Source organism: Terriglobus sp. YAF25 (genome assembly GCF_052113305.1).
In the GTDB taxonomy this organism is placed as follows: domain Bacteria; phylum Acidobacteriota; class Terriglobia; order Terriglobales; family Acidobacteriaceae; genus Terriglobus.
This window is the reverse complement of the sequence record NZ_JBFRCY010001004.1, coordinates 1-1,679: the sequence shown is the minus strand read 5'-3', so window position 1 is coordinate 1,679 and position 1,679 is coordinate 1. Positions and strand designations below refer to the sequence as shown.

Annotated in this window: 1 protein-coding gene and 2 pseudogenes; 1 reads left to right on the top strand and 2 read right to left on the bottom strand. The window is 59.3% G+C overall.

The window, feature by feature from the left end; genetic code table 11:
- Positions 1–507, top strand: a pseudogene (locus tag AB4043_RS26040) (hypothetical protein); the annotation flags it as partial.
- Between the two features lie 164 nt (positions 508–671).
- On the opposite strand, the gene proC reads toward AB4043_RS26040, so the two are convergent.
- Both proC and AB4043_RS26030 read right to left on the bottom strand, forming a co-directional pair.
- Positions 672–1,535: a pyrroline-5-carboxylate reductase gene (proC, locus tag AB4043_RS26035; protein WP_442299790.1), complete on the bottom strand. Its 864-nt coding sequence runs from the start codon at positions 1,533–1,535 to the stop codon at positions 672–674.
- Between the two features lie 12 nt (positions 1,536–1,547).
- A pseudogene (locus AB4043_RS26030) lies at positions 1,548–1,679 on the bottom strand (ABC transporter substrate-binding protein); the annotation flags it as partial.

Below are 1,679 nucleotides of genomic sequence, written 5' to 3'. Positions count from 1 at the left end.
CCTTACCTGTACAGCGCAATCGCTTCTGCCGCCCTCAACAAGAAGGACACCGCCACCGCCATCGACAACTACAAGAAGGAGCTGGCTGCAGTTCCGGTCGAGCAGACCGCTACTCCCGGGCCCTTCCTGCAGGACACCTTCTTCCTCGGCCTGGCTTATCTGCAGTCCACCCCGCCTGACTATGTGAACTGCACCTGGTACACCACTCGCTTCGTCGAGATCGCTCCAGAGCCTTACAAGAGCCAGTACGCTCCTACTGCCAAGTACTGCTACACCAAGTACCACGGCAAGGCCGATGGTTATGAGACCGTGCAGGCCGCTGTGAAGAGCAGCCTGAATCCTCCGGCTGATTTCAAGATCGATCCGGCTCCTTCGCCCGCCGATATCGTTGCCCAGACCATCTCCTCCACCCCGGACCTCTCGACGCTGGCTCTCAGCGACCGCGAGTTCTCGCCGGCACCTATGACTCCTACACTCAGAGCCCCGGGCAGGCTGTTCCGGTCATGATCATCATGAAGGACGCTATGGTGGAAGCTCCGAAGAAGACCCCTGCCAAGCCGGCTGCCAAGGCTCCGGTTCATCACGCTCCGGCCCGCAAGAAGTAACTGCGGTTTACGACAAGAGAAGGGCAGCCCCTCGGGGCTGCCCTTCTTCTTTCCTTCAAGTCGTCCTTAGCCGGCAGCGAGCTGCTTGGCGCGCTCTGTAGCCCGTTTTACGGCCTTGATGAGGGTTACACGGAGTCCGCCCTCTTCCAGTTCTAGAATGCCGTCCACGGTGCAGCCTGCGGGGGTTGTGACCTGGTCTTTGAGCAGGGCAGGATGGTATCCGGTCTCCAGCACCATACGCGCGGCGCCAAAGACTGTCTGCGCCGCAAGCAGCGTAGCCACGTCGCGGGGCAGGCCGACGTTTACGCCGGCCTCAGCCAGCGCCTCTACGATGATGTAGACATACGCCGGACCGGAGCCGGAGAGACCCGTTACCGCGTCCATGTGTTTTTCGTCAACAATGACGGAACGTCCTACCGTGTTGAAGATCTTCTGTGCCGTTACGAGTTGATCGCTGGAGACAAAGCGTCCTGGGCAAAGCGCCGTCACGCCAGCAGCCAGCATGGAGGGCGTGTTTGGCATTGCACGGATCACCGGGATATTCATTCCGGCAGCCTCTTCAATTGCGCTGGTCTTAACCGAGGCAGCAAACGAGACGATCAGCTTCTGCGGCGTCAGTACTGGCCTGATCTCTTCGACCAGTGTCGGAACCTGAGTCGGCTTTACGCCGACCAGGATGATGTCGGCCACTTTGGCGGCAGCCAGGTTATCGGTCGTGACCTCCACCTGGAACTGGACGGAGAGCGCCTGCGCGCGCTCCGGGTGTGCCACCGTGGCAACAATCTGTTCCGGGTGCAGCAGGTTGTTCTTCAGGAAGGCCTGCAGCAGAATGCCGCCCATCTTGCCGGCGCCAAGGATAGCGACCTTGATGCCGGGCAAGGATGCGGGCCCGAGGGTAGGTATCTCGATTTTTAGATCGTCGTTGACCATAAGTGTGTCGTTCTAGTCGATGAAATCAACTTTGGCTTTGTGAGGAATAATGCCGCGCTCGTAGCCGAGTTCGAGCAGCTTCTTGATCGCTTCTCGTCCATCGTCTCCGTAGTTGAGAGTACGCTCGTTTACATACACGCCAAC